The sequence below is a fragment of the Acidovorax sp. FG27 genome, assembly GCF_040365715.1.
In the GTDB taxonomy this organism is placed as follows: Bacteria; Pseudomonadota; Gammaproteobacteria; order Burkholderiales; family Burkholderiaceae_C; genus Paracidovorax.
Genome location: NZ_BAABVY010000008.1, coordinates 136,210 through 160,489, shown reverse-complemented (window position 1 = coordinate 160,489; position 24,280 = coordinate 136,210). Strand labels below are relative to the sequence as shown.

Sequence of the window (24,280 nt, the reverse complement as noted above, 5' to 3'; positions counted from 1 at the left end):
ACAATCGGTTACTCCATGCTACACCGCTGCCCGGTGCGGGCGGGTCCGTCCAAACCCAGAACTTGCAACGTTTTTTTACAAAATGCTGTAGGCTGCCACCGCAAGCCGTCACCGGGAAGGGCCGCCGCGTCGCGCGCGCACGGCGGTGGCCAGGCCCTGCAGCACCGGCACGGTCTGCGCCATGCTGATGCAGGCGTCGGTCACCGACACGCCGGGCGCCAGCGGCTGGCCGGGCACGATGTCTTGGCGGCCTTCCTGCAGGTGGCTTTCGATCATCAGGCCGGTGATGCGCGCATCGCCCGCCGCGATCTGCGCGGCCACTTCCGCCGCCACGTCGATCTGGCGGCGGTGCTGCTTGCTGCTGTTGGCATGCGACACGTCGATCATCACCTGCTCGCGCAGGCCGGCGGCCTGCAGCAGGGCGCAGGCCGCCTGCACGTCGGCCGCGCCATAGTTGGGCTGCTTGCCGCCGCGCAGGATGACGTGGCAGTCGTTGTTGCCGCGCGTCTCGAAGATCGCCGCCTGGCCCATCTTGGTCATGCCCATGAAGGCATGCGGCGCCTGCGCCGCGAGGATGGCGTCGCTCGCCACCTTCACGCCGCCATCGGTGCCGTTCTTGAAGCCCACCGGGCACGACAGGCCGCTGGCCAGCTGCCGGTGGCTCTGGCTCTCCGTGGTGCGCGCGCCGATGGCGCCCCAGCTCACCAGGTCGCTGATGAACTGCGGCGAGAGGAGGTCGAGGAATTCGGTGCCCACCGGCAGGCCCAGCGCCAGCACGTCCAGCAGCAGGGCGCGGGCCATCTCCAGCCCTTCGTTGATGGCGAAGCTGCCGTCCATGCGCGGGTCGTTGATGTAGCCCTTCCAGCCCACCGTGGTGCGGGGCTTCTCGAAATAGACGCGCATCACGACCAGCAGGTCGGCCTGCAGCGCATCGGCCTGCACCTTGAGCTGGCGTGCGTAGTCCATGGCCTGGCCATGGTCGTGGATGGAGCAGGGTCCGACCACCACGATCAGCCGGTCGTCCTCGCCGTGCAGCACGCGTGAAATGGCGGCGCGGCTGGACTCCACCAACGCCAGCGCGGCGTCGGGCGTGGGCAGCCATTCCTGCAGCAGCGCGGGCGTGAGCAGCGGGCGCACGGCGCCGATGCGCGTGTCGTCGATGCGGGTCGTGTCGTGGGTGGAGAGGGGCGTGGCGGTGCGGTGGGCGTGGGTCGTCATAGCCCACGATTGTCGCGTGCCGGGCGCGCGCGGCGCCTTGCCGTGGGTCAGGGCCGGCGGAAGGCGGTGGGCTGGCGCGACCAGTAGCCCGAGGTGATGCGGTCCAGCCGCACCGTGCCGCCGCTGGAGGGCGCATGCACGAAGCGGCCCTCGCCCACGTAGATGCCGGCATGGGTGGGCCGGCCCGCGCCGAACACCACCAGGTCGCCGGTGCGCAGCTCGTCCGCGTCCACCCTCTCGCCGAAGTCGCTCAGTTGCGCCACCGTGCGCGGCGGCGCCACGCCGGCGCGGCGGGTGTACACGTAGCCGATCAGCCCGCTGCAGTCGAAGCCGCCCTCGGGCGTGTTGCCGCCGTAGCGGTAGGGCGTGCCGACCAGGCCCAGCGCGTGGATGGCGATGTCGCTCGACTGCTCAGGCGTGAGGCGCGAATAGGTGATGGTGCGCGGCGTGCGCCGCGCCGGCGCGGAGCCGCAGCCCGCCAGCAGCAGCGCGGGCGGCACGGCCAGCAACAGCAGGCCGGCGCGAAGAAGGGCGACACGGCGGGAGGCGGCGACGGCGGCGTCATGCATGGTCCGCGAGGGTAACGGATGCGCCGCGCCCCGGCCGCCGCAGGGGCACTGGCGCAGCGGGTGGCTGCGCCAGCGCGGGCTTTCTCACACCATCCCGCGCCGGCTCACACCGTGGCGGACGAGGTGCTGGCCTGGCCCTGCCGCGCGATCAGCCGGTTCGCGGCGCTCACCACCGCCTGGATCGACGATGTGACGATGTTGTGGTGCAGGCCGACGCCGAAGGTCGCGCCGGGCTGGCCGTCCAAGCCCGCTTCGACCAGTGCCAGCGCCTGGGCGTTCGCGCCGGCGCCGGTGGCGCGCTCTTCATAGCCGTGCACGCGCAGCGGCAGGCCGAGCGCATCCACCGCCGCGTCGATCGGGCCGTTGCCCTGGCCCTGCAGCGTTTGCCGCGTGCCATCGATGGTCACGTCGATCTCGATGCTCTGGCCGTCGCCCGCCAACCGGTGGGCGTGGTAATGCATGGCGCCCGGCGCCTGCTCGGGCGTGCGCAGATACGTGGCCTGGAACAGGTCCCAGAGCGCCGCGCCGGTCATCTCGCCGTCGCTGGTGTCGGTGTGGCGCTGCACCACCGCGCTGAACTCCACCTGCATGCGGCGCGGCATCACCACGCCGCGCTCGCGCTCCAGCAGGAAGGCGATGCCGCCCTTGCCCGACTGGCTGTTCACGCGGATCACGCTGTCGTAGGTGCGGCCCAGGTCGGCCGGGTCGATGGGCAGGTAGGGCACCTGCCAGAGTTCCTGCTGCTCCTGCGCGGCGAAGCCCTTCTTGATCGCATCCTGGTGCGAGCCGGAGAACGAGGTGAACACCAGGTCGCCCGCGTAGGGGTGGCGGGGGTGGATCGGCAGGGCCGTGCATTCCTCGGCCACGCGGGCGATGGCGTTGATGTCGGAGAAGTCCAGGCCCGGGTGGATGCCCTGCGTGTAGAGGTTGAGCGCCACCGTCACCACGTCGAGGTTGCCGCAGCGCTCGCCGTTGCCGAAGAGGCAGCCTTCCACGCGCTGCGCACCGGCCATCATGGCCAGCTCGGCGGCGGCCACGCCGGTGCCTCGGTCGTTGTGCGGGTGCACCGAGAGGATGACGTGCTCGCGCGGGCTCAGGTGCCGGTGCATCCACTCGATCTGGTCGGCGAACACGTTGGGCGTGGCGTTTTCCACCGTGGTCGGCAGGTTGATGATGATCTGGCGCCCCGGGCCCGTGCCCCAGGCGGCGATGGCGGTCTGGCAGGCCTGCAGCGACACCTCGAGTTCGGTGGCGCTGAAGCACTCGGGCGAATACTGCAGCGTCCACTGCGTGCCGGGCTGCGCGTCGGTCAGGCGCTTGAGGTGCGAGACGTGCTCGGTAATGAAGGCCATCACCTGCGGCACGTCCATGCCGAAGACCACGCGGCGCCAGACCGGCGCCGTGGCGTTGTAGAGATGCACGATGGCGCGCGGCGCGCCCTTGACGGCTTCGACCGTGCGCTCGATGAGGTCGGCGCGCGACTGCGTCATCACCATCAGCGTCACGTCGTCCGGCACCAGGTTCTCGTCGATCAGGCGGCGCACGAAGTCGTAGTCGGTCTGCGACGCGGCGGGAAAGCCCACCTCGATCTCCTTGAAGCCGATGCGCACCAGCTCGTTGAAGAGCTTCATCTTGCGCTCGCCATTCATCGGCTCGAAGAGCGCCTGGTTGCCGTCACGCAGGTCGGTCGAAAGCCAGATCGGCGCGCGGGTGAGGGTGTTGGACGGCCAGGTGCGGTCGTTCAACGCGATGGGGGCAAAGGCCTGGTACTTGGTGGAAGGCTGGGCGATCATGGAAGGCTCCGCGAAACGGGCGCCGGCGGCGTTGGGTGCCGCAAGGCGCAGGGTGGAAAACGGGAAGACAGAACAATGGCCGACCGTCTCCCTGCAGCCCTTCACGTTCGGTGAAGGCTGGTTCGCGGGCCGGGGTCAGGGGAGAAGTCGGTGTTGCGCTGGAATCAGGCAACGAAAGCGGCGAACGCAGGCAGACCCCGGCCGAGCACTAGTAGGCTTAGCGTTGGTTGGGGGCGGCGCAGGGTGCGTTGCATGGGAAAGATCGTAGCACAGGGGGCTGAAGTGCGAGCAACAGGGGGTGGTCAGGCCGTCGCCCCGTGCGCGGAGAACGTCTGCCCCATGCGGCGATAGACCACGCACCAGACGAAGAGGTACAGCACCACCCCCGCCGCGGCCGCGGCCAGCGCCGGGCTCTCGGGCGCCTGGAAGGCGAAGCGCCAGGCCCAGTACAGCTCGGCAAACCCCATGAAGACCAGCGTGCCCAGGCCCGCCCACAGGCCCTCGGCGCGCCAGGCGGCCAGGGCCACGCTGGCATGGCAGGCCAGCGCCATCACGCTCAGCACGAAATGCGCCATCAGCGCCATGGCGGGCGTGACGAAGCGGCGCGGCGGCGCCTGCGGCAGCGGCGGGCGCGACGGCCGGTGGGACAGCTGCGTCGCCATGGCGGCGAAGGCGTGGGCGGGACGTGTCGGCGCGGCAGCGGTAGTGGCAGCGGGCGCAGCAGGGCCCTCCAGCGCCAGCGCCGTGAGCGGCGGCAGCACCACGATGCGCGGCGCGGCGTCGGCCACGGCCTGCGCTGCGGCAGGCTCGGCGGCGGATTCGTGAGGCTGGACGCGCGCTGCAGGCTCCTGCGTCGCCGGCCCGGCGACGCGCGCGGCCCTCTCATCGCGCAAGGCCTGGGCGGCGCGCAGCGCGGCCAGGCTGGGTGCGGCCATCAGCCACAGTTCCCACCAGGCGTCCTCGACGCGGGCCGGATCGGCGTCATCGCCCGCCGGCGGCGTGCTGCGCCGGGCGTAGAGGGATATCCACAGCCGGGGCGTGCCGTGCGGCGGGGCGGCGCCGGCTTCACCGCCTGCCACCGCCTGCGCCAGCGGCACGGCCCAGGCCAGCAGATCGTCGCCCTGGCAGGCTTGCGGCGCGGCATGGTCGGGCTGCTGCTCGGGCGTGCCGTGGCGCTGGCCCAGGTGCTGCGCCAGCACGCGGCGGCCTTCCCGCAGCATGCGCTCGCGTTCGGGCGCCAGAAAGTTGTAGGTGGCCTGGTGCGCCGCACCCAGCGTGGTGCGCAGCACGCGGCGCACCGCGGTGGTCGCGCAGCGGTCGGCTTCCTCGCGGTCCTGCGCGGCGGCTGGCGCGGCGCAGGGCGGCGCGGCGTCTTCTTCCGCCGCCTGGCCTGCCGCCAGGGCATGCAGGCGCCGCTCGGCGCTGGCGGCCAGCGTCACGGCCAGCGTGGCGATCTGGTCCACGCCGGCCAGCCCCTGCAGCAGATCGACCAGCGGCGCGTGGAAGAACGGCCGGGGCGGCCAGCACTGCTCGCGCGGGGCGCTGTGCCACAGCAGCCGGCCCTGCGCGTCCAGCAGGGCGGCCTGCTGGCCGTCGTAGTGCGCCCGCCAGGCGATCGCTCCGTCGCGGTCCATCCAGGCGAGCTGCCCGTCGTTGGTGTGGAAGACCACCAGCGCCGTATCGGGCGCGGGCTGCGGCAGCCAGCCGTCGGCGCGGGTCAGCGGTTCCAGCAGGCCCGCGGGCGCGGGCACAAAGCGGCCGTCGGCATGCAGCAGGCCCCACGCGCCCGGGCCGGCGCCCTGCGTCGCCAGGCCCATGCCGCGCTCGCTTTCTTCCAGCAGCGGCTGCGACGCGCGGCGCACCACGGCCAGGCAGCCGGCGGCGCGAAAGGTGCTGCCGTAGCTCCAGTGGGTGCCGGCGTGCGGATCGTGCTGGCCCGCATCGTCCGGCCCGGGCGCGCCGGCCGCCTGGCGATAGCGCGTGCCTTCGTCGTCGCTGCGGTCGGCCGCCAGGCCGCAAACCACCTGACGCGACAGATGCACGCCGCCGCGCAGCACGACCCGGCCCTGCGTGTCCAGAAAGCCGTGGCCCTGCGTCCAGGCGTCGGCTTCGGCGAAGAACGCCAGGCCCTCTTCGCCGAAGGCCTCCAGGCGCGGATAGCGGGGCTGCAGCACCCAGTGGCCCGTGGCGTCGATCAGGCCCCAGGCGTGGCCGTCGGCCGAAGCGGGCACGACGCGCTGCTCTTCGAAGTCGCGCCCGGCCCGCAGCCGCGGCGCGATGGCCCACTGCCCTTGGTCGTTCACATAGCCCGTGGCGCCCTGGTACGTCGCGCGTGCCAGGCCCGGCGCGCCGAAGGCGCCCAGGTCTTCGAAGGCGGCGTCGCAGGCGAAGCCGCCGTTCTGGCGCAACACGCGCCAGGCGCCGTCATCGGTCTGCACGGCCGCCAGGCCCGCGCGCATGGGCCGGGCGCCGGCGAAGCGCGGCGCCACCACCACGCGGGCGGCGGTGTCCAGGTATCCCCAGCAGCCCTGCGCGTCGCAGAACCGGGCGATGCCGTCACGCGAGAAGCTGCGGGCGTCGCGCAGGGTCGGCGTCACACGCCAGGCCCCTTCGCCGTCCAGGTAGCCCCAGCGCCCGTCGCCGGCCTGGGCGGCGGCGATCCAGCCGCCCGAGGCGCTGGGCACGAAGCGCAGCACCTCGCACAGCCCGCCGGGCGGCTCGATGGCCCGATCGTCCTGCACGATGAGCAGTGCATGCGCCTGGTCGTCGGCCTGCAGCGGTATGCGCGCGAGCCGGGGTGGCGCATGCGGTTGGTCATTCATGTAGCTCGTGTTCCTCTGCGGGAATCCTAGTCACGGGCTTGCCGCGGGGCGGTAACCATTTGCACCCCGGGCCGGGTGTGGCGCGCGCCCGACGGCCGCGCGCGGCTTGCAGGGCGCGGACTGTGCGGCTCGCTCACGGGGACGGGTTCATGGGGGGCGGACACCGGCGCGCAGGCGTGCCGATGCGTCAGGTAGCAGGCGGCCCGGCGCACAGATTGCAGCAATTTCAAGGCAAAACAGGGCCCCGGCGCTTGTTACTGCAGCGCCATGCGCTATGAAAATAATAGCTGGCGACCGACCCTGGCGGACAGGCGGGTTCAGGCCGGTCAGGCCGGCAGCGGGCTGGTGGCATACCCGGCCAGCAGCGCGCCCACCTTGGGGCGGGCGCAGCGCTGCAGGGTGCTCAGCAGGGCGTGGCAGGGCTCGCGCACCTGCCAGCGGTGGCGCAGGTCGTGCTGCATGCGGGCCAGCAGGGCGGCGGCCATCTCGGCGTCGGCCAGTGCCCGGTGGGCGCGGCCGGCACGCGGCAGGCCCAGGTGGTCCACGATGGAGCCGAGCTTGTGGCTGGGCGATTCCGGGTAGAGCCGGCGCGACAGCAGCACGGTGCAGGCAAAGGCATGCGGCGCGGGCAGGTCGGCGCGTGCCAGCTCGGCGCTCCAGAACCTGCTGTCGAACGACGCGTTGTGCGCCACCATGGGCGCCTGCCCCACGAAGCGCGCCGCATCGCGCATCACGCCCTCGGCGTCGGGGGCCGCGGCCACCATGGCGTTGGTGATGCCGGTCAGTTGGGTGATGAAGGACGGGATCCACACCCCCGTGCGCATCAGGCTCTGGAAGCGGTCCACCACCTGGCCGCCCTCCAGCAGCACGATGGCGATCTCGGTGGCGCGCGCGCCCTGGGCGGGCGTCATGCCGGTGGTTTCGAAGTCGATGACGGCGATGAGGGGAGACTGCGACATGGTGCGGGATTGTCCTCGCCCCGCTGCCGCACCGCCGCCGCACGCGTCAAAGACCCCGCCCCACCGGCGCCTGGAGGACGCGCCGATGGGGCGGGGTCTTGCGTGCATGATCAATCGGGGTGGAGCCCGCAGGCGCGGCGCCGGTGGCAGTTGCGATGCCCGTCGCGCGCCTATCGGGGACCTACCTTAGCCCGCTCCGCGTCCCCCACCGCCGGTAGACGGGCCGCCGCCGCCCTGGCGCGACTGCACCTGGTTGCCGCTGCCGATGTGCGCATCGCGGTCATGACGGCTCTCGGGCGTGCGGCGCGCTTCGTTCTTCTGCGTCGCGTCCTGGTCGCCCTGGCGGTTGTGATCGTTTTCGACCTTGCCTGCTCCGGGTTCCTGCTTGTCGTGGTCGGCCATGCATGTCTCCTTGGAAGTGAAAGCGATGAAGCAATGAACGGGCGCATGGGCGCCCTCGCGGCGGGCGTCAGCCCAGCGACAGTTCCTTGTGCTCGCCCATGCCGGTGGGCGGCTTGCCGGTGATGGCGGCGGTGGCCATCTTGAACAGCTGCAGCATCTTGTTTTCCTTCACGTCCCAGTACTCGGCGTGGTCGATGTGCACGGCCATCAGGGCCAGGTTGGGGTCGGTCACGCCTTCGGGGAACCAGGCCTTGGCCATGGGCGACCACAGCGCTTCCTTCTTGGCCATGTCTTCGATGAAGCCGGCCTTGCCCGAGAGCGACACATAGCTGTCCTCGCCGGGGTCGGCGTAGTTCACGTTGACCTGGTTGTCCCGCTGTACGCGGCTGTAGATCTCTCCATCCTTCGGGATGAAGAAGTACAGCTGCGACTGCTCGTCGATGTCCTTGTTCTGCGTCGTCAGCGGGTGCGCATGCAGCTGGCCGTTGTCATGGCGGTGCGTGAACATGCCGAAGCGAATGTCCTTGATCAGCTTCCACAGCGTGGCGTGGGGCGTGTCCTTGTTGTCGCTCATGTGCGCAGTCTCCCGTGAGTGGATGAATGAATGAATCGTGTGGATCGATGGGCACCTGAGCGTTGACTCATCGAGCGCATCGGTTCATTCAATGTAGGCCGCACGCCGCGGCTCGGGGGTCGGTGGGCGGCCCCGCAGGCTGTGGGGCGCGTCCGACAGGTTCCATGCGCGGGCCGTGGCTCAAGCTTTTTTCAGGAACTCGGATTTCAGCAGCAGGCTACCCAGGTCGGTCCTGCAGTCCACGTTGTGGCCGTCGGCGCCATCCACCAGGCGGATGCCCTTGATCTTGGTGCCCTTCTTCACCGTGGCGCCCGCGCCCTTGACCTTCAGGTCCTTCACCAGGATCACCGCGTCGCCATCGGCCAGCGGGTTGCCGTTCGCGTCGCGCACCGTGCGCTCGCCATCGCCTGCCGCATCGTCGGCCAGCGCCGTGCCACCGGCCTGCGGCCATTCATGCGCGCAGTCCGGGCAGAGGTAGAGGTCGTCGTCGGGATAGGTGTTTTCCAGTCCGCATCGGGGGCAGGCGGGGGTGGTGTGGGGCATGGTTGTCGAAGCCTTCGCGGTCGCAAAAAGCGGGGGAGTATGCGCCTGCCGCGCCGCTCCCCGGGCTCCGTCAGGCCGACACCCGCCGCTCCAGCGTGAAGGGCGGCAGCCCCTTGAGCAGCCGCTGGCCGTACGCGGTGCGCACCAGCCGCTTGTCGTAGCAGTAGACGTGGGCGCGGTCTTCCTCGGTGCGAATCGCGCGGCCCACCCATTGCGCCAGGCGGATGGCGGTGGCCGGCACCACCAGTTCGCTGAACGGGTCGCGGCCGGCGGCGCGCAGCCATTCGGCGCGCGCCTCGCCCACCGGGTCGTCGGGCGGGGCGAAAGGCAGCTTGGTGATGAAGAGCGACTCGCACAGCGCGCCCGGCAGGTCCAGCCCTTCGCCGAACGACTGCATGCCGAAGATGATGGACGGCTCGCCGTTGGCCACGCGCTCGCGGTGCCGGGCCAGCAGCTGCGGCCGGGGCAGGGCGGTCTGCACCAGCACGCTGGCGCGCATGGCGGTGGGCAGCGCGTCGACGGCCTGGCGCATCTGGTCGCGCGAGGTGAACAGCACCAGCGCGCCGGCTTCGACCATGGCCAGGTCGCTCAGCAGCGCATCGACCATCTCGGCCGTGAAGGCCTGCGCCTCGCGGGGGTCGGCCGTGGTCTCGGTGGCTACCAGCGTGCCCTGCAGCGCGTAGTCGAAGGGGCTGGGCACTTCCAGCGTGGTCACGGCCTCGTCGCCGAAGAGGCCGGCTTCGCGCAGGAAAAAGTCGAACTGCCCGCAGCTGGTGAGCGTGGCCGAGGTCAACACCGCGCCGCGCACCGCCGACCAGAGGTTGTGGCGCAGCGTGTTGCCCGGCAGCACCGGGCTGGCATGCGCCTTGACGACGATGTAGTCGCCATCGACCTGCAGCGTGAACCACTTGGCCGCGGGCACGGCGCCCTCGGGGGCGTCCTGCAGCAGCAGCTGGGCGGTCTCGTGCACCGCTTCCAGCCGGGGGGCCAGCGCGCCCAGCTGCGCATACAGCGTGGACAGGCGCCGCGCTTCGTCGGGCTTGTCGCGGATCTCGGCGCGCAGGGCCTTGGAGATGGCGCGCAGCGCGTCCAGAAAGCCTTCCGCGTGGTGCGCGGCCTGGGCCAGCGGCTCGACCAACTCGGGCGGCAGCGCGCCGCCCGCCACCCGTGCGCGGGTCGGAACGCCGGGCGCCGGCGTGCGGGCACGGCCGCCCCAGGCCGGGCGCGGGGCGCGCAGCTCGTCGCCGTAGACCTCCATGGCCAGCCGGGCTGCGTCCTGCAGCGCGGCGCGCATGCGCGCGGCATGGGCCGGCACGTCGGCGATCTCTTCCACCTCGACCAGCGCGCCGATGCGCAGGGCACGGCTGGCGAGCTTGTCGATCCAGTTCAGGCGGCTCAGGTCGGCTTCGCAGGCGAACTGCTGCAGCGCGGTGGCGGGCAGGTGGTGGGCCTCGTCCAGCACCAGCAGGCAGTTGTCCAGCTCGGGCAGCAGCCGCGCGCCGATGGACGACAGCAGCAGGTCGTGGTTGGCGACGATGACCTGCGCCGCGACCAGCGCCTTGCGCCGGTCGTAGTAGGTGCATTGGCTGAACACCGGGCAGTGCTTGCCGGTGCAGGAGCTGGACTCGGCCGCCACCGGGCTCCAGACCTCGGGCTCGGGCGGCGCCTGCAGCGTGTCGCGGTCGCCGTCCCATTCGCTGGTGGAAAGCGCATCGGCCATGCTGGCGTAGAACTGCATGCGCGCCTCCGACTCCTGGCGCGGGCGGCGGGCGTTGGCCTCGGCCTCCTCTTCGGCGAAGAGGTCGTCGTCCTGCCCATCGGCGCCGTCGCCGCCCGCCGCGCCGCCACCGGCCAGGCGCTCCAGCTTGAGCTTGCACACGTAGCGGCCACGCCCCTTGGCCAGAGCGAAGCGAAAGGGTTGCTCCATGCGCTCGGCCAGCGCGGGCAGGTCCTTGTTGACCAGCTGTTCCTGCAGCGCCACGGTGGCGGTGGAGATCAGCACCCGCGTGCCGCGCTCCAGCGCCATGGCGATGGCGGGCACGCTGTAGGCGAGCGACTTGCCCACGCCCGTGCCCGCCTGCACCACCGCAATGGCGCGGGCCGGCGCGGGCGGCGGGGCGGCCGCGTCGCCATCGGCATCTTCCACCTTGCCCAGCTGCGCGTGCGAGAACGTGTGCGCCACCTGCTCGGCCATGCGGCGCTGCCCCGCGCGACTGCGAAACCCCCCGGTGGCCGACACCACCGCATCGAAAGACTGCAGGGCCTTGGCGGCCCACTCCTGTTGAGACATACAGTAGTGTGACATGGACCAGGCGAATTGCGGCACGGCTCTCGCCGGGCAACCGGCCTGCGCGCTTGCCTACACCCCGTGCGGTAAGGCGTGCCTACGATCGTGCATGCCCACTGGAAAGGCCCACGCAATGAACCATCCCGACACCTCCACCCGCCGCCCCACCGACCAGGATCCGGAGTCGAAGACCCCGCCCGATGCCACCGGCACGTCGGTGCAGCGGTCGGTGGACACCACCCGCAAGGACGTCCCGCCCGATGCCTCCACCCAGGGCGAGGACGGCTCCGCACCGCTGATGCCGCACGAGCGCGACCAGTCCGTCGGCATGACCGACGGCGCACCGGACGAGAACGTGCAGCAGGCCTACCGCGACGTGGAGCGCGGCCTGCAGGACACGGACCGGGGCAAGCCGGCCCATGAGGCGTATCAGAAGCAGAAGTAAACGCCAGCCATCGGCCCGCAGAAGTCTTCGGGCCATTCGCAGAACAGGCCGCTGCCGCCCCCGGGGCTGCAGCGGCTTGGTTGCATTCAGGGGGCGGTCGCCGTGCCGCACTGACCATGGCACTGGTCAGCTATACAAATGATAGCTACAGGCGCTTGCAGAATGGGCGCAGGAGCCTATTTTCATGCCCAAACCATGGGCATGGCACCTCGTCAGGACTGCAGCGTCGCCGTCAGCGTCACTTCCGGCACGCCCGCCAGCGCCTTGGACAGCGGGCAGTTGGCCTTGGCATCGGCCGCGATCTTCTGGAACTGCGCCTCGTCGATGCCCGGCACCTTTGCGTTCAGCGTGAGGGCGATGCGGTCGATCTTGAAGCCCTCGCCGTCCTTGGCCAGGCGTACCTTGGCGGTGGTGTCCAGCGTCTCGGTGGAGATGCCGGCCTTTTCGCAGGCGAACGCGAACGCCATGGTGAAGCAGGCCGCATGGGCCGCGCCCACGATCTCTTCCGGGTTGCTGTTCTTCGTGTCGTCGCCGAAGCGGCTGGCGAAGCCGTAGGGCACCTGCTTGAGCGCGCCGGTCTCGGTGCTGATCTGGCCCACGCCGGCCTTGCCGGCGCCTTCCCAATGCACGGATGCGGATTTTTCTGCGGCCATAGGATCGTTTCTCCTTCGGAAAAGTCGGGTTGATGAATGGGGTTCAGGGAACCACGAAGCGTGTGCCGAGCGCGGCCAGCGCGCTCGGTTCCGCATCACACCATCCGCGCGCCGCGCAGGCTGTGGGACGCTGCCGCGCCGACGCGTCGCGCTGGTACGCTCTTTCGCCGCGATCCGGTCGACCTATGGAACCTCTGCACGAATCACCGCGCCGTGTGCATCTGCGGATTCGGGCAGTCTGGGGCGTTGCCAATCCTCGCCATAGCTTCGCTAAAAGCTGCGGTTGGCGCCTTGCAGCCCCTCCCGATCCGCAGCGCCCACTTGCCGCTCGATTCGTGCAGAGCTTCCTAGCCATCGCAACACATGTGTGTGAAAGGAAATCCTGAATGCGCCTGAATCTCCAACGCCGAGCCCTGTTGGCCATGGCCAGTCTGCCGCTGGGGCTGCTGCTGCGCCCGTCCGCGTGGGCTGCGCGCCCCGGCAGGGTGCCGGTCTACAACGTGGAGCTGTCGCACCCCGGCAATGAATACTCGGTCACGCCGCTCGGGGGCGACCTCCCCACGCTGGAGGGGCCGCCGGTCATCCTCCCGTACGGCAGCACCTCGGGCACCTGGGGCGAATCGGGCAAATGGTGGTCCGAGCAGCGCGGCACGCCCATCGGCGCGAACATCGTCTACTACTCGCGCTACGAAGATGTCTTCTACCGGCTGAAGGCCGGGTTCCCGGTCGAGCGCGTGAAGGAACTGGTCGGGCGGGCCTATGCGGATTCCGACTCCGAGTCGTCCACGAAGCCGCTGCAGCCCTACATCGAGACGGCGGCCCACCCCGGCTACCAGGCCGAATACAACCGGTTCGGGCCCAGCTACCGGCCGCTGTCGCAGGTGGTGTTCGGCTTCGCGCCCGAGGGCATGGTGGTCGTGTGGTTCCGCTTCGGCTTCACGTCCATCCAGATCGGGGAGTTCCGCGCCGAGCGCATCCAGGACGACGCGGAATACGCACGCAGGTTCTTCGCCGGCATTTCCGTGACCCGGGAAGAAATGCGCGCGCGCAATCTCGACCCCCGCGCCTCCGCGCGCACCTGGCAGAACTACCAGATGCGCTACCGCTGGGCGCCGCGCATCGTGCTGCCCACCGACGACAAGAAGCTCTACCAGGCGACGATCGCTTACTTCAACGGCGAGAAGGAAATGCTGCTGCGCCCCTGGATCGCCCAGCCGGCGCTGGCAGAGCGGGCCGTGCCGCAGGAATTCAACATCTTCTGGCGCTCCTCGCGCCGCATCGGCCTCGTGACCCGCGTGGTGCTGGACTGGAAGACCGCCCAAGACGTGTTTGCTGCAGCCGCCCCCGGCGCCACGCTGCACATGGGGCTGTCCGAGGTGGACGACACCATCGACCTGCGGCTGGACGGCCGCCGCATCGAGCCGGTGCTGGTCGATGGCCGGCGCAGCGGGTTCACCTTCGCCGATCCGGATTGAAGGCAGGGGCTGGCAGGCAGGTCCATCGCCTCGTCCGGCTGCCGATGCCATGCCGTGCGGGGCCGACGCGGCATGACGCATGGGCGGCGATGCAACTCATCCGTGGCGAAAGCAGGTGTTTCGCACGCCCCGGCGGGTGAACAAGTGCTTACCCGAGGGCGATGGTTTCCTACCGCGGTGTCGGACAGCGCCTACCCGGAGCGTTTTTGAGTGCCCGGCAATGTGGCGGTGCGCACGGTGATCGCCGTGTGTTTTCTCCCTTCCTTGTCCTTCATTCAGGAGTCATCACATGCCCAGCAACAATCCCCAAGGCCACAACCAGCACACCTCCAACCAGGGTGGCAGCCAAGGCAGCAGCAACAGCAGCGACAACGGCAACCAAAGCGGCCAGTCGTCCGGCCGCGGCTTCGCCTCGATGGACCCGCAGCGCCAGCGCGAGATCGCCGCCGAAGGCGGCCGCGCGGCCCATGCCTCGGGCAACGCACACGAATTCAATTCGCAGGAAGCCCGCGCAGCCGGCTCCAGGAGCCACAGCGGCCAGGGCAACGCCTCCAGCGGCGGCAGCAACAGCAGCGGCGGCAACACCGGCTCGTCAGGCACCCGGGGCGGCAGCAGCGAGCAGCACGCCCGCGCCGGCAGCCAGAGCCACAAGAACGACCGTTGAGACAACGGGCCGCCGTGCGCAGCGGAAGTCGCTGCCCGCGCAGGGCAGCCACTTCGCCCTGCGTATGGGTGGGCCCGGGCTTCGACGAAATCAGCCCGGGCGGTGGATGGCCTGCGGAGCGCTCCCACCGCCGCGCCGCGTGTTCAGTGCCGGGCACCCACTCCCATGGTGGCTGCCCCGTAGGCGCAAAACCCCGGCTTCGGGCTCTTCGTGCGCGGGTGCAGCCGGCAGGTCTCGGGGCGCTGTTCGTACACCGTGCAGCGCCGCGTTTTCGCGTCCAGAAACTGGCAGTCGCCACTGGCCCGCCGGGCCATCGTGAAGACCACGTTCTTGTGGTTGAAGTGGTCGATCAGCCGCGCCTTTTCCAGCCGCCTGGCAATGCGACGGGGCTCCTCGTGCTCGGCCTCGAAGGCATCCACCAGGCCCAGCTGCACCAGGTCGGGCAGTTGCACCTCCAGCGGCATGGTGCAGCAGTTGGCCGCGCAGCTGTCGCACAGCCCCGCCCGGTAGCGCGTCCAGGTGGCGGGGTTGTCGACATCAACGATGGAAATGGGTGATCGCATGGCCGGGCGATTGTGCCCGCAGGGCGCGGCCGGGTGCCAGCTGCTTGCCTCGACCGGCGGCCCCAAGCGCGCTTGGCCTACGCCCAGCCCGGCCCCACATGCGCACCATGGGCTGGCAGTGAATGCACCCCTCCGTTTCACTTTCAACCCATCCGAGGAGCACAGCATGACCCATCCCACCCAAGACCGCAGCACCGCCGAGTCCGTCACCGACGCGGCCAAGGCCCATCCCATCGGCACCGGCGTCGGCGTCGCCGGCGGCGCCGTCACCGGTGCGGCCGCAGGCTCCATCGGCGGGCCGGTCGGCACGGCCGTGGGCGCCGTGGTGGGCGCGGTCGTCGGCGGCCTGGCCGGCAACGGCGCGGCCGAGGCCGTCAACCCCACCGCCGAAGACGCCTACTGGCGCGACGCCCACGCCCGCGAGCCCTACTACACCGACGCCTACAGCTACGACGACTACGCCCCCGCCTACCGCTCGGGCTACCAGAACGTCATCGACGGCGGCCGCGACTGGAACGAAGCCCGCGCCGATCTGGAACGCCGCTGGGACACCGACCACCGCGAATCCAGCCGCCTGAACTGGAAGGACGCCGAACCTGCCGCCAAGGCCGCATGGGAGCGCGCCGACCGCATCTGGAAGCAGACCAAGCAGGAGTAACCAGCCCGGGCGCAAGCGTCCCCGCCTGCGGGCCGCCTCGAACCGCCACCGGCGCTCGCGGCAGAACGCGTCGGTCCCAAGCGCCGTTTTGAAACGGCGCGCCCACTGCCCATGCGGCCATTGGGCCGCCGCACGATGGGCGGCTTTCGCCAAGGCTTTGCCCTCCCATCGGACCACTCTCAGACGTTCCCACGCTTCCATGTCCGCCAGCCCTGCCGTCGCCGCCACCCTCTACCAGGACCTGCACGCCAAGGCCATGGCCTGGTGCCGCGACTTCGCGCAGTACAAGGAGGCGTGCAAGGTATTCGGCGAGCAGCTGCGGGTGGACTACCTCACCTACCTGGGCGCCCGCTCCACCGACCTCGAGTTCCACGTGCTCGACGAACGCCTGGAGCGCGTGCCGTCGGAAGGCACGACGCTGTCGCCCCGGCTGCAGGTCGGCGACGACGGCTTCCTGTACTTCGGCCTGACCCTTTTCTTCAAGGAAACCGGCCACTGCCTGGACGAGCACATCCGCGTGGGCGTGCAGCGCAGCCGCAACCAGTGGAAGGTGCGCTGGGGCCGCGTCGAGGCGCTCTACGCCATCAACGGCTCCCACACCGCCTTCTTCGACCGCGTGACCACGCCGCTGGTGGAGAAGTTCGCGACCCCCTTCCACAAGGTGCGCGGGCAATTGGGGTTCGTGCCGTATGTGAGCAACGACGAGCACCTGGTGCTGGCGCCGGTGGGGGAGGCGCGGATCGTGGCGGAGAAGGGGGATCCACCAGCGGCGTGACTGCATTCCGCCGGGGCCGGGGTTTCGTCGAATGGCTGCTTTTATGGTGCCTCGAGCGGGAAGCTCTGTAAGGCGTGGGTGAAGCGGCTCGGGTTCCCTCCGAATTCGGCGACCGCGCGGCGAGCCTTGTCGAGCAGGGCTCTCACTGCTGACTGCATCGCTCCCGCTTGCCCCAGCCGAGACAAGGGGCCGGACACCGTGAGCGCCCCTTTCATCTCGCCCAGCGCGCCGAAGACCGGAACCGATGCCGAAGCGGTTTCTGGATCCCGCTCACCGTATGACGTGGCCCACAACTGCCGCCGGATGGTGGGGTCCCCCTCAGGCTCCGTGAACGCCAGAAGCACCTTGCCCGAGGCGCCTTTGCCCACATCGAATTCCTCACCCACCCGAATCGATACCCGCACCGCACGGGCCGGCTCCACCCGGGACACCACCAGGCGCCTTGTGCCGGCACGCACGTAAAACGAGGCGGTCTCGCCCAACTCGGCACTCAATTCCGCCAGTAACGGCTCGATCACCGAATCCACGCGGAACGACCGTTGATAGATCGCCGCCAGGCGCATGGGTTGCGGCCCGATGGCGTATTGACCGTCATCCAGCTTGCGCATGAAGCCGCCATGCTCCAGCGCCCCCAGCAATCGCAGCACGGTGCTTTTGTACAGCCCGGTACGGCGCGAAAGCTCGGTGAGCGTCAGTCGCTCATCGGTCGGCTGGAATGCGGCCAGCAACGCAAATGCACGGTCCAAGACCGCAACCCCGCTGGAGCTGTCGGCAGCGCGGTCTGTGGTCTCCAAGGGAGGCGTTTGCTCTTCGGTCATCGTGAGTGGCCCGTTCTGTCCAGTAGAACAAGATACCACTGCGTTGGCTCACATAGGGCATTCCCTATAGAGCAATCCAAATTGCAGCTCTATAGTTCTTTCAGATAGAACAATGATCTATCAGATAGAACTTTAGCGGGTTGCAAGGGGTCGCTCTCAGTAGCCCTGGAGGCAAACGCAGTGCACGGAGTCATGTCGCTCGCTCTTGAACACCCATACGGCAAGGCCATCGGATGCACAGGTTTCCTCGCCGACTGTCCAACGCGTCTGGGTGCCCTCATCCATCGCTACGAGTTCGCCGGTGCTGCCCGGTTCGGCCGCGGTGCACCCGGAACCGCAACCGTTCATTGGCATCGCTTTCCCGATGGGGATGCAAAGGCATGAGCAGCAACTACCTGAGCGTGCGACCCGACTGGCTCGCGCAGTCCCTGGAGCCTGCGCTGGAGCCTGAACTGACCATCGTGGATGCGCACCACCATTTCTACGACCGGGCAGGCTGGACCTATCTGCAAGGCGACTATCTGTCCGACGCCACTGCGGGGCACGCAGTGCAAGCCTCGGTGTACATGCAGGCGCTCACGCGCTACCGGGCTGAGGGCCCCGAACACCTGAAGCCGGTGGGTGAAACGGAGTTCGTCGTGCGGTCCACGGCGCCGCAGTCCGGCGCACCCACGGTCGCGAAGGGTATCGTGGGATATGCCGACCTGCGCAGGGGTGCGGCCGTGCGCGAAGTCCTGGAGGCGCACGAGGTGGCCGCCGAAGGGCGATTTCGAGGCGTTCGACATCTGGCGACGTGGGACGCGGACGGAACCCTGGCCAATCCGCTCACGGCTGCTCCGCAGGGCTTGCTGGCCGACCCAGGCTATCGGGAGGGCCTGGCCGCGCTGGCCGCGCATGGATTGAGCTACGACGCCTGGGTGTTCTGGCCGCAACTGGGCGAGCTTTGCGAGGTCGCCGATGCGCTGCCAGACCTGCCCGTCATCATCGACCACTGCGGCGGCATCGTGCGCATCGGGGCCTACGCCGGGCGGGACGACGAGGTGTTCTCGCGGTGGCGCGCAGGCATGCGCGAGCTGGCCCGCAGACCCAACGTGTTTGTGAAGTTGGGCGGCTTGGGAATGCGGATCAATGGATTCGGTTTTGAGCACGGCCAGCAACCGCCGTCGTCCGAACGTCTGGCCCACGTATGGGAGCCCTGGATGCTTACCTGCGTCGAAGGATTCGGGCCTGAGCGCTGCATGTTCGAGAGCAATTTCCCGGTCGACAAGGGTTCCTACAGCTTCGTGAATGGCTGGAACGCATTCAAGCGGCTGACACATGGTTTCTCGACCGACGAGCGACAAGCGCTTTTCCAAGGCACAGCGCGCCGCGTGTACCGGCTCGCCTGATACGCCCTTTTCCCGTGCACGCTTCTTCCAGGAAAAATATGTCCTTGTTCCACCGCCTTGCCGGCGCTTGCGCCTTCGCTTTCGCCGTCGTCGCCCAGGCGCAATCGGCCTATCCCAGCCAGCCGATCAAGGTCATCGTGCCGTTCCCGCCAGGGGGCGGCACGGACATCGTGACCCGCATGGTGCTCGACAAGATCCGCATCGGTACGCAATGGACGCTGATCGTGGAGAACCGGGCGGGTGCCGGCGGCAACATCGGCATGGACGCGGTGGCCAAGGCGGCACCGGACGGCTACACGCTGGGCATGGGACAGACGGCCAACCTGGCGATCAACCCCACCCTGTATGCCAAGATGCCCTACGACGCCGCGAAGGCTTTCACGCCGATCGCCACAGTGGCCGGCCAGGCCGTCGTGCTGGTGGTCAAAGAAGAGTCACCGTACAAGACGCTCAAGGAGCTGGTGAGCGCGGCCAAGGCCAAGCCTGAGTCGTTGACCATGGCATCGGCCGGCAACGGCACCGTGGGCCATCTGACCGGCGAGGTCTTCACCAAGCAGGCCGGCATCGTCACGCGGCACATCCCCTACAAGGGCGCCGGCCCGGCTGCCAACGATCTGCTGGGCGGCCAGGTGGACTACTACTTCGCCACCCCGCAGACGGTCATCCCATTCATCAAGGCCGGGAAGCTGCGCGCCCTCGCGGTGAGTTCGGCGAAGCGTATGCCCGCGCTGCCGGATGTGCCGACCGTGGCCGAGAGCGGCTATGCGGGCTTCGATACCAGCGACTGGAAAATGCTGGTAGCTCCTGCGGGCACGCCGCCGGCCATCGTGGCGCGGCTGCAGGCCGAAGTAGCCAAGGCCCTGGCCCGCACCGACACGATCGCCACACTGCTTGCCGAAGGCAGCGCGCCCGTGGGCGGCACCTCCCAAGACGCTGCTGCTCTCTTGAAAGCCGAGCAACAGCGTTGGGGCACCGTGGTGCGCGCCGGCAACATCAAGCTCGACTGAAACCTTTGCTACGGAGCCCGACCGTGAACATCGCACGCATCCTGTCCCTCGCCACCTTTGCTCTGACCGCTGTCGCAGCCTCTGGTGCCTTCGCACAGAACTACCCCGCGCGTCCCATCACCATCGTCGTGCCCTATGCGGTCGGCGGCACGACCGACATCGTGGCGCGCCTGGCGGCCAACCAGATCGCCAACGGCCTGGGCCAACCCTTGGTCGTGGACAACAAGGTCGGCGGTGGTGGCTTGGTCGGCTGGGGCAACGTGGCTCGCGCGACGCCGGACGGCTACACGTTGCTGACTACCGAGATGTCCTTCACCATCGCACCGGGTCTGCTGCCCAAGATGCCGTTCGATGCGCAGAAGGGATTCACACACATCATCACGGCTGCCTCGGCCCCGCACGTGCTCGTGGTCACCCCGGGCCTGCCGGCCAAGACGGTGCAGGAGTTCATCGCATTGGCCAAGGCCAAGCCGGGCACCATGAACTACGGTTCGGGCGGCAACGGCACCAACACGCACCTGGGCGGCGAGCTGTTCAAGAGCGCTGCCGGTGTGGATCTGATGCATGTCCCCTACAAGGGGGCCGGCGCGGTCCTGACCGACCTGATGGCCGGGCAGGTGCAGGCGCTGGTCACGTCGCTGCCGACCGCTCTGCCGCACATCCAGTCGGGCAAGCTGCGCGCGCTGGTGGTCACGAGTGACAAGCGCTCGCCGCTGCTGCCCGACGTGCCCTCCGCGAAGGAAGCGAACCTGCCTAGCTTCGTGATGGACTTCTGGGTCGGTTTCGCCGCGCCCTCAGGCACGCCGCAGCAGGTCATCGACAAGCTGAACCAGGCTTTCGCGACTGCTCTGAACTCCGAGGATGGCAAGCGGCGCCTGGCCGACCAGGGGCTGACCCCCGTTGCCAACACGCCAGCACAGGCCACGCAGCAGGCCGCCGCAGAAATGAAGCGCTGGGCCGCTGTCGTCAAGGCGGGAAACATCAAGCCCGAGTAAGGAGAACAACATGGCCATCAAACCCCTGCACGGCATCCGCGTGCTGGACCTGACCAACGTGCTGGCAGGGCCGTTCGCGTGCCACCAGCTGGCCCACATGGGAGCCGACGTCATCAAGGTCGAAGCGCGCAACACAGGCGACCTTGCACGCCAGTTGGGCGCCGACCACCAGCTGAACCAGGCCATGATGGGCGTGTCCTTTCTGGCGCAGAACCCGGGCAAGCGGTCCATCACGCTGGACCTCAAACACCCCAAGGGCAAGGAGGCCCTGCGCCGCCTCGTGCGCACAGCCGATGTGCTGGTGGAGAACTACCGCCCCGGCGTCATGAAGCGCCTGGGCGTGGGCTACGAGGACTTGCTGAAAGAGAACGCCAAGCTCATCTACTGCGCGATCTCCGGATTCGGCCAGGACGGCCCGCTGCGCGACCTGCCGGCGTACGATCAGATCATTCAGGGCATGTCCGGCGTCATGAGCATCACGGGAGCGCCGGAGAACGCACCGTACCGCGTGGGCTATCCGGTGGCCGACACCATCGGCGGTATCACCGCGGCCTTCGCGGTCGCATCGGCCTTGGCCGACCGCAGTCGCACTGCCGGCGTGTTCATCGACGTGTCGATGCTGGAGGCGGTCATGGCGACCATGGGCTGGGCCGTGTCCAACCACCTGATCGCCGGCCGCGAACCCAAGCCGCTGGGCAACGACAACGTGACGGCCAGCCCGTCAGGCACCTTCCGCACGGGCGACGGCCTGTTGAACATCGCCGCGAACAAACAAGAGCAATTCGAAGCGATGTGCGACGTGCTGGGCTATCCCGATTGGAAGACCGACCCGCGTTTCATTGAACGGCAAGGCCGGCTGCAGCACCGCGCAGAACTCAAGGCGCTGGTCGAACAGGGTCTGGCCACGAAGTCCGCGGACGAGTGGTGGCAGTTGTTCAACGAAGTTGGCGTACCGGCCGGGCCGGTGTACACGGTGCCGCAGGCGTTGGAGCACCCGCAGATCGCCACTCGCGGCATGGTCGGCACGTTCGGGAACGTGCCAGGCGTGGGCGCGGACATCCGTGTCGTACGGACCGGATTCAAGCTGAACGGCGAGGCGCCCACGGTCGATACCCCGCCGCCGCAGCTCGGCGAGCACACGGCGTCCATCCTGGCCGAGCTGGGCTATTCGGAGCAGGAGATCTCCCAACACATGGAGGAGAAGGTTGTATGAGCACCAGCGATCCCCGCGTCCCTGACTGGTGGCGCACCTCGATCATCGACATGAAGCCCGGCATGATCCGCTACAGCGGCTATGCCATCGAAGACTTGATCGGCCGCACGAGCTTCGCGCAGATGATCTGGCTCATGATGCGCGGCGAGCTGCCCAGCGAAGGCCAGGGCCGGCTGCTGGATGCCGCGTTGATGGCCGCCGTCGACCATGGTCCGCAGGCGCCCAGTATCGCCATCGCACGCATGGCTTCGACTTGCGGCGTGGGCCTGAACAACGCGATGGCTTCGGCCGTCAATGTGCTGGGGGACGTGCACGGCGGGGCAGGTGAGCAGGCCGTGGGTATGTACCTGGACATCGCGGCACGCCAGGACGCAGGAGCCCCGCTGGCCGACGCCGTGCGCGCCGGGCTGGACGCCGCCATCGCCGAGCACGGCAAGTTCGTGTCGGGCTTCGGGCACCGCTTCCATCCGGTGGATCCGCGCTCGGCTCCGCTGCTGGCCCTGGTCGATGCGGCAGCACGCGATGGCATCGTCAGCGGACGCTTCGCCACCATCGCCCGAGGCGTGGAAGACGAACTCGCCGCGCGCAAGGGCGGCCGGCGTATCCCGATGAACATCGACGGCGCGACGGCCGTGATCTATGCCGAGTTGGGCTTCCCTGCGCCCCTGGCGCGCGGCCTGTTCTGCCTGTCGCGCTCGGTCGGCATTCTTTCGCATGCCTGGGAGCAGAGCAGGCAGGGGGGGCGCAACAAGGGACCGATCCCGCGGGAATACCTGTGGACCTACGACGGCCCGGCGGCACGCGATGTGCCCGGCCCCACCTGAGCGCCAACCACCGACCCGAGGAGCTCACCATGCAATGTTCCATCTTCCGTCGCGGGCTCGTGTTCGCCGGCCTTGCCGCTTCCATGAGCGGCGCTTTTGCACAGACCGCCCACTGGCCGACAAAGGCCGTCAAGATCGTGGTTCCGTACGCGGCTGGCGGCCCGGCCGACATCACGGCGCGCGAGATCGCGCAAAAGCTGTCCACCCTCACCGGCCAGCCTTTCGTCATCGAGAACCAGGGCGGTGCCATGGGCATACCGTCCCTGATGGCGGTCAGCCGGTCCGATCCAGACGGACACACGATGTGGATGCCTGCGCTCGGCAACGCCGTGCTGCAACCGTTGTTGAGCAAGCAAGGGGGCGCGGAGCACCTGGCCAAGCTGCGTCCCGTGGGTATGGTGACCACCAGCGCGCACGTGCTCGTCGTGTCGTCGAAGCTGCCCGTCAGCAACGTCAAGGAACTCATCGAATACGCCCAGGCCCATCCTGGCCAGCTGGCCTTCGCGTCCGCGGGGGTTGGAGGCACCGCGCATCTCGGGGCGGAACTGTTCAAATCGTTGTCGAGGACGGACGTGGTGCATGTCCCCTACAAAGGCACGGCGCCAGCCATTTCCGATCTGGCTTCAGGCCGCGTGGGCGCCATGTTCAGCAGCCTGCCATCGCTGCAAGGGGCCATCGACAAAGGGCTGGTCCGCCTCCTGGCGGCGACCTCCGCCAGCAAGTCGCCAGCCACGAAATCCCTGCCTCTGATGTCTGCGGCGCTGCCAGGTTTCGACTACACCTCCTGGTATGCGATGTACGTACCGCTCAAGACGCCATCGGCAGTGGTGGCGCGCATCAACGCGCTGATGCAGCAGACCCTCAAGGACCCCGGGTTGGCTGGAAGGATCGAAGCGCATGGCATGGAGCCGCTGCCGACCGGGCCCGAAGAGGTCGATGTGTGGGTGAAGCGGGACCAGGAGAAGTGGGGCGCAGTGATCCGTACCGCGAAGATCACGCTGGATTGACTGGCCAATGACTTGAGCGACCCCCTGGATGGTGGGGTGTGAGTGCACCGCCAAACCCGGGGGCGAGATGTTCGGCGGGGCAGGGTGCCCAAAGCCTCGCATCCGCTGGATCGGGTGGTCGAGGAAAACCGGTTCCTACCGGTCTCAGCCTTCTAACCTGCCGTCCGATTCTTCGCGCGAGCTGGCCGTCGTTTCCGCGACCGATCCGCCACCGCCAGCGATACCGTCATGTCGCTGCATGACTCGCCTACTGTTTCGCCAACCCGGGCCGGCAGTTTGGAACCGCTCGACACGGGCTCTACGGCGCCTGGCAGGCGGTCGCCGCTTTGTTGAGCAACCCATAAGGTGCAAAACCGAACTGTTGTGGATCAATGATCTGCGCACTGGCTACAGGCATAAAGCGAGAAATCTGCAGGCATAAGCTGAGAAATCGCTGGTGGGCAAAGAACCAACATGGCACTGCCGTTGCTTTTGGGGATCGTTCTATCCCGAATCATCACGCAGTGCTGCGAGATGCTGTCTGATGCGTGGGACTATTTATAACGCGAAACAGACACTATTTCCAAGGAGTTTTCCGCCCGCGTGCGCATGAGGTGGGACTTTACCGAGCCGTCTCTTGCGTTGGTAG

The 24,280-nt window shown here is 68.8% G+C and carries 23 protein-coding genes; 11 read left to right on the top strand and 12 right to left on the bottom strand.

Translation table 11 applies throughout. The features are described from left to right. Positions 1-108: 108 nt before the first annotated feature. The 9 genes from ABWV53_RS05850 to dinG form a co-directional block, all read right to left on the bottom strand. Entirely contained in the window at positions 109-1,218 is a 1,110-nt protein-coding gene (locus ABWV53_RS05850; protein ID WP_353363889.1) for a 3-deoxy-7-phosphoheptulonate synthase, read from the bottom strand. A gap of 47 nt (positions 1,219-1,265) precedes the next feature. Further along, on the bottom strand, positions 1,266-1,787 hold the full coding sequence (locus ABWV53_RS05845) for a C40 family peptidase (RefSeq protein WP_353363887.1): 522 nt from the start codon (positions 1,785-1,787) through the stop codon (positions 1,266-1,268). A 104-nt stretch (positions 1,788-1,891) separates the two neighbouring features. Then, positions 1,892-3,580, bottom strand: coding sequence for a 2-isopropylmalate synthase (leuA, locus tag ABWV53_RS05840; protein ID WP_353363885.1), 1,689 nt, complete (start codon positions 3,578-3,580; stop codon positions 1,892-1,894). Between the two features lie 302 nt (positions 3,581-3,882). After that, complete coding sequence (locus ABWV53_RS05835; RefSeq protein WP_353363883.1) at positions 3,883-6,402, bottom strand: WG repeat-containing protein; 2,520 nt, start codon at positions 6,400-6,402, stop codon at positions 3,883-3,885. 326 nt (positions 6,403-6,728) lie between these two features. Further along, entirely contained in the window at positions 6,729-7,361 is a 633-nt protein-coding gene (locus ABWV53_RS05830) for a 3'-5' exonuclease (RefSeq protein ID WP_353363881.1), read from the bottom strand. A gap of 186 nt (positions 7,362-7,547) precedes the next feature. Next, complete coding sequence (locus tag ABWV53_RS05825; protein ID WP_353363879.1) at positions 7,548-7,763, bottom strand: hypothetical protein; 216 nt, start codon at positions 7,761-7,763, stop codon at positions 7,548-7,550. 67 nt (positions 7,764-7,830) lie between these two features. Beyond that, positions 7,831-8,337, bottom strand: a complete 507-nt coding sequence (locus ABWV53_RS05820; RefSeq protein ID WP_353363877.1) for a pyridoxamine 5'-phosphate oxidase family protein — start codon at positions 8,335-8,337, stop codon at positions 7,831-7,833. A 180-nt stretch (positions 8,338-8,517) separates the two neighbouring features. Then, on the bottom strand, positions 8,518-8,880 hold the full coding sequence (locus ABWV53_RS05815) for a zinc ribbon domain-containing protein YjdM (protein ID WP_353363875.1): 363 nt from the start codon (positions 8,878-8,880) through the stop codon (positions 8,518-8,520). Positions 8,881-8,950: 70 nt separating this feature from the next. Then, positions 8,951-11,170 carry an ATP-dependent DNA helicase DinG gene (dinG, locus tag ABWV53_RS05810; protein WP_353364304.1) on the bottom strand — a complete coding sequence of 740 codons (2,220 nt, stop codon included), beginning with the start codon at positions 11,168-11,170 and terminating at the stop codon, positions 8,951-8,953. A gap of 130 nt (positions 11,171-11,300) precedes the next feature. Between dinG and ABWV53_RS05805 the strand changes: the two genes are divergently transcribed. Beyond that, complete coding sequence (locus tag ABWV53_RS05805) at positions 11,301-11,612, top strand: hypothetical protein (protein WP_353363873.1); 312 nt, start codon at positions 11,301-11,303, stop codon at positions 11,610-11,612. Between the two features lie 212 nt (positions 11,613-11,824). On the opposite strand, the gene ABWV53_RS05800 is transcribed toward ABWV53_RS05805, so the two are convergent. After that, a complete protein-coding gene (locus ABWV53_RS05800; protein WP_353363871.1) occupies positions 11,825-12,265 on the bottom strand; it encodes an OsmC family protein in 441 nt (146 codons plus the stop codon). A 386-nt stretch (positions 12,266-12,651) separates the two neighbouring features. Between ABWV53_RS05800 and ABWV53_RS05795 the strand changes: the two genes are divergently transcribed. Both ABWV53_RS05795 and ABWV53_RS05790 read left to right on the top strand, forming a co-directional pair. Then, positions 12,652-13,740 carry a DUF2931 family protein gene (locus ABWV53_RS05795; protein ID WP_353363869.1) on the top strand — a complete coding sequence of 363 codons (1,089 nt, stop codon included), beginning with the start codon at positions 12,652-12,654 and terminating at the stop codon, positions 13,738-13,740. Positions 13,741-14,029: 289 nt separating this feature from the next. After that, positions 14,030-14,404 carry a KGG domain-containing protein gene (locus ABWV53_RS05790; protein ID WP_353363867.1) on the top strand — a complete coding sequence of 125 codons (375 nt, stop codon included), beginning with the start codon at positions 14,030-14,032 and terminating at the stop codon, positions 14,402-14,404. Between the two features lie 143 nt (positions 14,405-14,547). Here ABWV53_RS05790 and ABWV53_RS05785 read toward each other — a convergent pair whose 3' ends face one another. Beyond that, positions 14,548-14,967 (bottom strand): YkgJ family cysteine cluster protein, encoded by a 420-nt coding sequence (locus ABWV53_RS05785; RefSeq protein ID WP_353363865.1) that lies wholly within the window; start codon positions 14,965-14,967, stop codon positions 14,548-14,550. Between the two features lie 166 nt (positions 14,968-15,133). Here ABWV53_RS05785 and ABWV53_RS05780 point away from each other — a divergent pair, with 166 nt between their 5' ends. Then, a complete protein-coding gene (locus ABWV53_RS05780) occupies positions 15,134-15,625 on the top strand; it encodes a hypothetical protein (RefSeq protein WP_353363863.1) in 492 nt (163 codons plus the stop codon). Positions 15,626-15,824: 199 nt separating this feature from the next. Then, positions 15,825-16,400 carry a hypothetical protein gene (locus ABWV53_RS05775; RefSeq protein WP_353363861.1) on the top strand — a complete coding sequence of 192 codons (576 nt, stop codon included), beginning with the start codon at positions 15,825-15,827 and terminating at the stop codon, positions 16,398-16,400. A gap of 41 nt (positions 16,401-16,441) precedes the next feature. On the opposite strand, the gene ABWV53_RS05770 is transcribed toward ABWV53_RS05775, so the two are convergent. Then, a complete protein-coding gene (locus ABWV53_RS05770) occupies positions 16,442-17,218 on the bottom strand; it encodes an IclR family transcriptional regulator (RefSeq protein ID WP_353363859.1) in 777 nt (258 codons plus the stop codon). A 380-nt stretch (positions 17,219-17,598) separates the two neighbouring features. On the opposite strand from ABWV53_RS05770, the gene ABWV53_RS05765 reads away from it, so the two are divergent. From ABWV53_RS05765 to ABWV53_RS05740, 6 genes are read left to right on the top strand one after another with little or no spacing between them, the layout of a single operon-like run. Further along, entirely contained in the window at positions 17,599-18,606 is a 1,008-nt protein-coding gene (locus ABWV53_RS05765; protein WP_353363856.1) for an amidohydrolase family protein, read from the top strand. A 38-nt stretch (positions 18,607-18,644) separates the two neighbouring features. Continuing rightward, complete coding sequence (locus ABWV53_RS05760; RefSeq protein WP_353363854.1) at positions 18,645-19,613, top strand: Bug family tripartite tricarboxylate transporter substrate binding protein; 969 nt, start codon at positions 18,645-18,647, stop codon at positions 19,611-19,613. Positions 19,614-19,636: 23 nt separating this feature from the next. Next, on the top strand, positions 19,637-20,608 hold the full coding sequence (locus ABWV53_RS05755; protein WP_353363852.1) for a Bug family tripartite tricarboxylate transporter substrate binding protein: 972 nt from the start codon (positions 19,637-19,639) through the stop codon (positions 20,606-20,608). Positions 20,609-20,618: 10 nt separating this feature from the next. Continuing rightward, a complete protein-coding gene (locus tag ABWV53_RS05750; protein WP_353363850.1) occupies positions 20,619-21,821 on the top strand; it encodes a CaiB/BaiF CoA transferase family protein in 1,203 nt (400 codons plus the stop codon). Beyond that, positions 21,818-22,645, top strand: coding sequence for a citryl-CoA lyase (locus ABWV53_RS05745; RefSeq protein WP_353363848.1), 828 nt, complete (start codon positions 21,818-21,820; stop codon positions 22,643-22,645). The genes ABWV53_RS05750 and ABWV53_RS05745 overlap by 4 nt, the downstream gene beginning before the upstream one ends. A gap of 29 nt (positions 22,646-22,674) precedes the next feature. Then, entirely contained in the window at positions 22,675-23,652 is a 978-nt protein-coding gene (locus ABWV53_RS05740) for a Bug family tripartite tricarboxylate transporter substrate binding protein (RefSeq protein ID WP_353363846.1), read from the top strand. Positions 23,653-24,280: the final 628 nt, after the last annotated feature.

Coding starts and splice junctions, on each gene's coding strand:
- ABWV53_RS05850 (WP_353363889.1), bottom strand. CDS start 1,218: ATGACGACCCACGCCCACCGCACCGCCACGCCCCTCTCCACCCACGAC.
- ABWV53_RS05845 (WP_353363887.1), bottom strand. CDS start 1,787: ATGCATGACGCCGCCGTCGCCGCCTCCCGCCGTGTCGCCCTTCTTCGC.
- leuA (WP_353363885.1), bottom strand. CDS start 3,580: ATGATCGCCCAGCCTTCCACCAAGTACCAGGCCTTTGCCCCCATCGCG.
- ABWV53_RS05835 (WP_353363883.1), bottom strand. CDS start 6,402: ATGAATGACCAACCGCATGCGCCACCCCGGCTCGCGCGCATACCGCTG.
- ABWV53_RS05830 (WP_353363881.1), bottom strand. CDS start 7,361: ATGTCGCAGTCTCCCCTCATCGCCGTCATCGACTTCGAAACCACCGGC.
- ABWV53_RS05825 (WP_353363879.1), bottom strand. CDS start 7,763: ATGGCCGACCACGACAAGCAGGAACCCGGAGCAGGCAAGGTCGAAAAC.
- ABWV53_RS05820 (WP_353363877.1), bottom strand. CDS start 8,337: ATGAGCGACAACAAGGACACGCCCCACGCCACGCTGTGGAAGCTGATC.
- ABWV53_RS05815 (WP_353363875.1), bottom strand. CDS start 8,880: ATGCCCCACACCACCCCCGCCTGCCCCCGATGCGGACTGGAAAACACC.
- dinG (WP_353364304.1), bottom strand. CDS start 11,170: ATGTCTCAACAGGAGTGGGCCGCCAAGGCCCTGCAGTCTTTCGATGCG.
- ABWV53_RS05805 (WP_353363873.1), top strand. CDS start 11,301: ATGAACCATCCCGACACCTCCACCCGCCGCCCCACCGACCAGGATCCG.
- ABWV53_RS05800 (WP_353363871.1), bottom strand. CDS start 12,265: ATGGCCGCAGAAAAATCCGCATCCGTGCATTGGGAAGGCGCCGGCAAG.
- ABWV53_RS05795 (WP_353363869.1), top strand. CDS start 12,652: ATGCGCCTGAATCTCCAACGCCGAGCCCTGTTGGCCATGGCCAGTCTG.
- ABWV53_RS05790 (WP_353363867.1), top strand. CDS start 14,030: ATGCCCAGCAACAATCCCCAAGGCCACAACCAGCACACCTCCAACCAG.
- ABWV53_RS05785 (WP_353363865.1), bottom strand. CDS start 14,967: ATGCGATCACCCATTTCCATCGTTGATGTCGACAACCCCGCCACCTGG.
- ABWV53_RS05780 (WP_353363863.1), top strand. CDS start 15,134: ATGACCCATCCCACCCAAGACCGCAGCACCGCCGAGTCCGTCACCGAC.
- ABWV53_RS05775 (WP_353363861.1), top strand. CDS start 15,825: ATGTCCGCCAGCCCTGCCGTCGCCGCCACCCTCTACCAGGACCTGCAC.
- ABWV53_RS05770 (WP_353363859.1), bottom strand. CDS start 17,218: ATGACCGAAGAGCAAACGCCTCCCTTGGAGACCACAGACCGCGCTGCC.
- ABWV53_RS05765 (WP_353363856.1), top strand. CDS start 17,599: ATGAGCAGCAACTACCTGAGCGTGCGACCCGACTGGCTCGCGCAGTCC.
- ABWV53_RS05760 (WP_353363854.1), top strand. CDS start 18,645: ATGTCCTTGTTCCACCGCCTTGCCGGCGCTTGCGCCTTCGCTTTCGCC.
- ABWV53_RS05750 (WP_353363850.1), top strand. CDS start 20,619: ATGGCCATCAAACCCCTGCACGGCATCCGCGTGCTGGACCTGACCAAC.
- ABWV53_RS05745 (WP_353363848.1), top strand. CDS start 21,818: ATGAGCACCAGCGATCCCCGCGTCCCTGACTGGTGGCGCACCTCGATC.
- ABWV53_RS05740 (WP_353363846.1), top strand. CDS start 22,675: ATGCAATGTTCCATCTTCCGTCGCGGGCTCGTGTTCGCCGGCCTTGCC.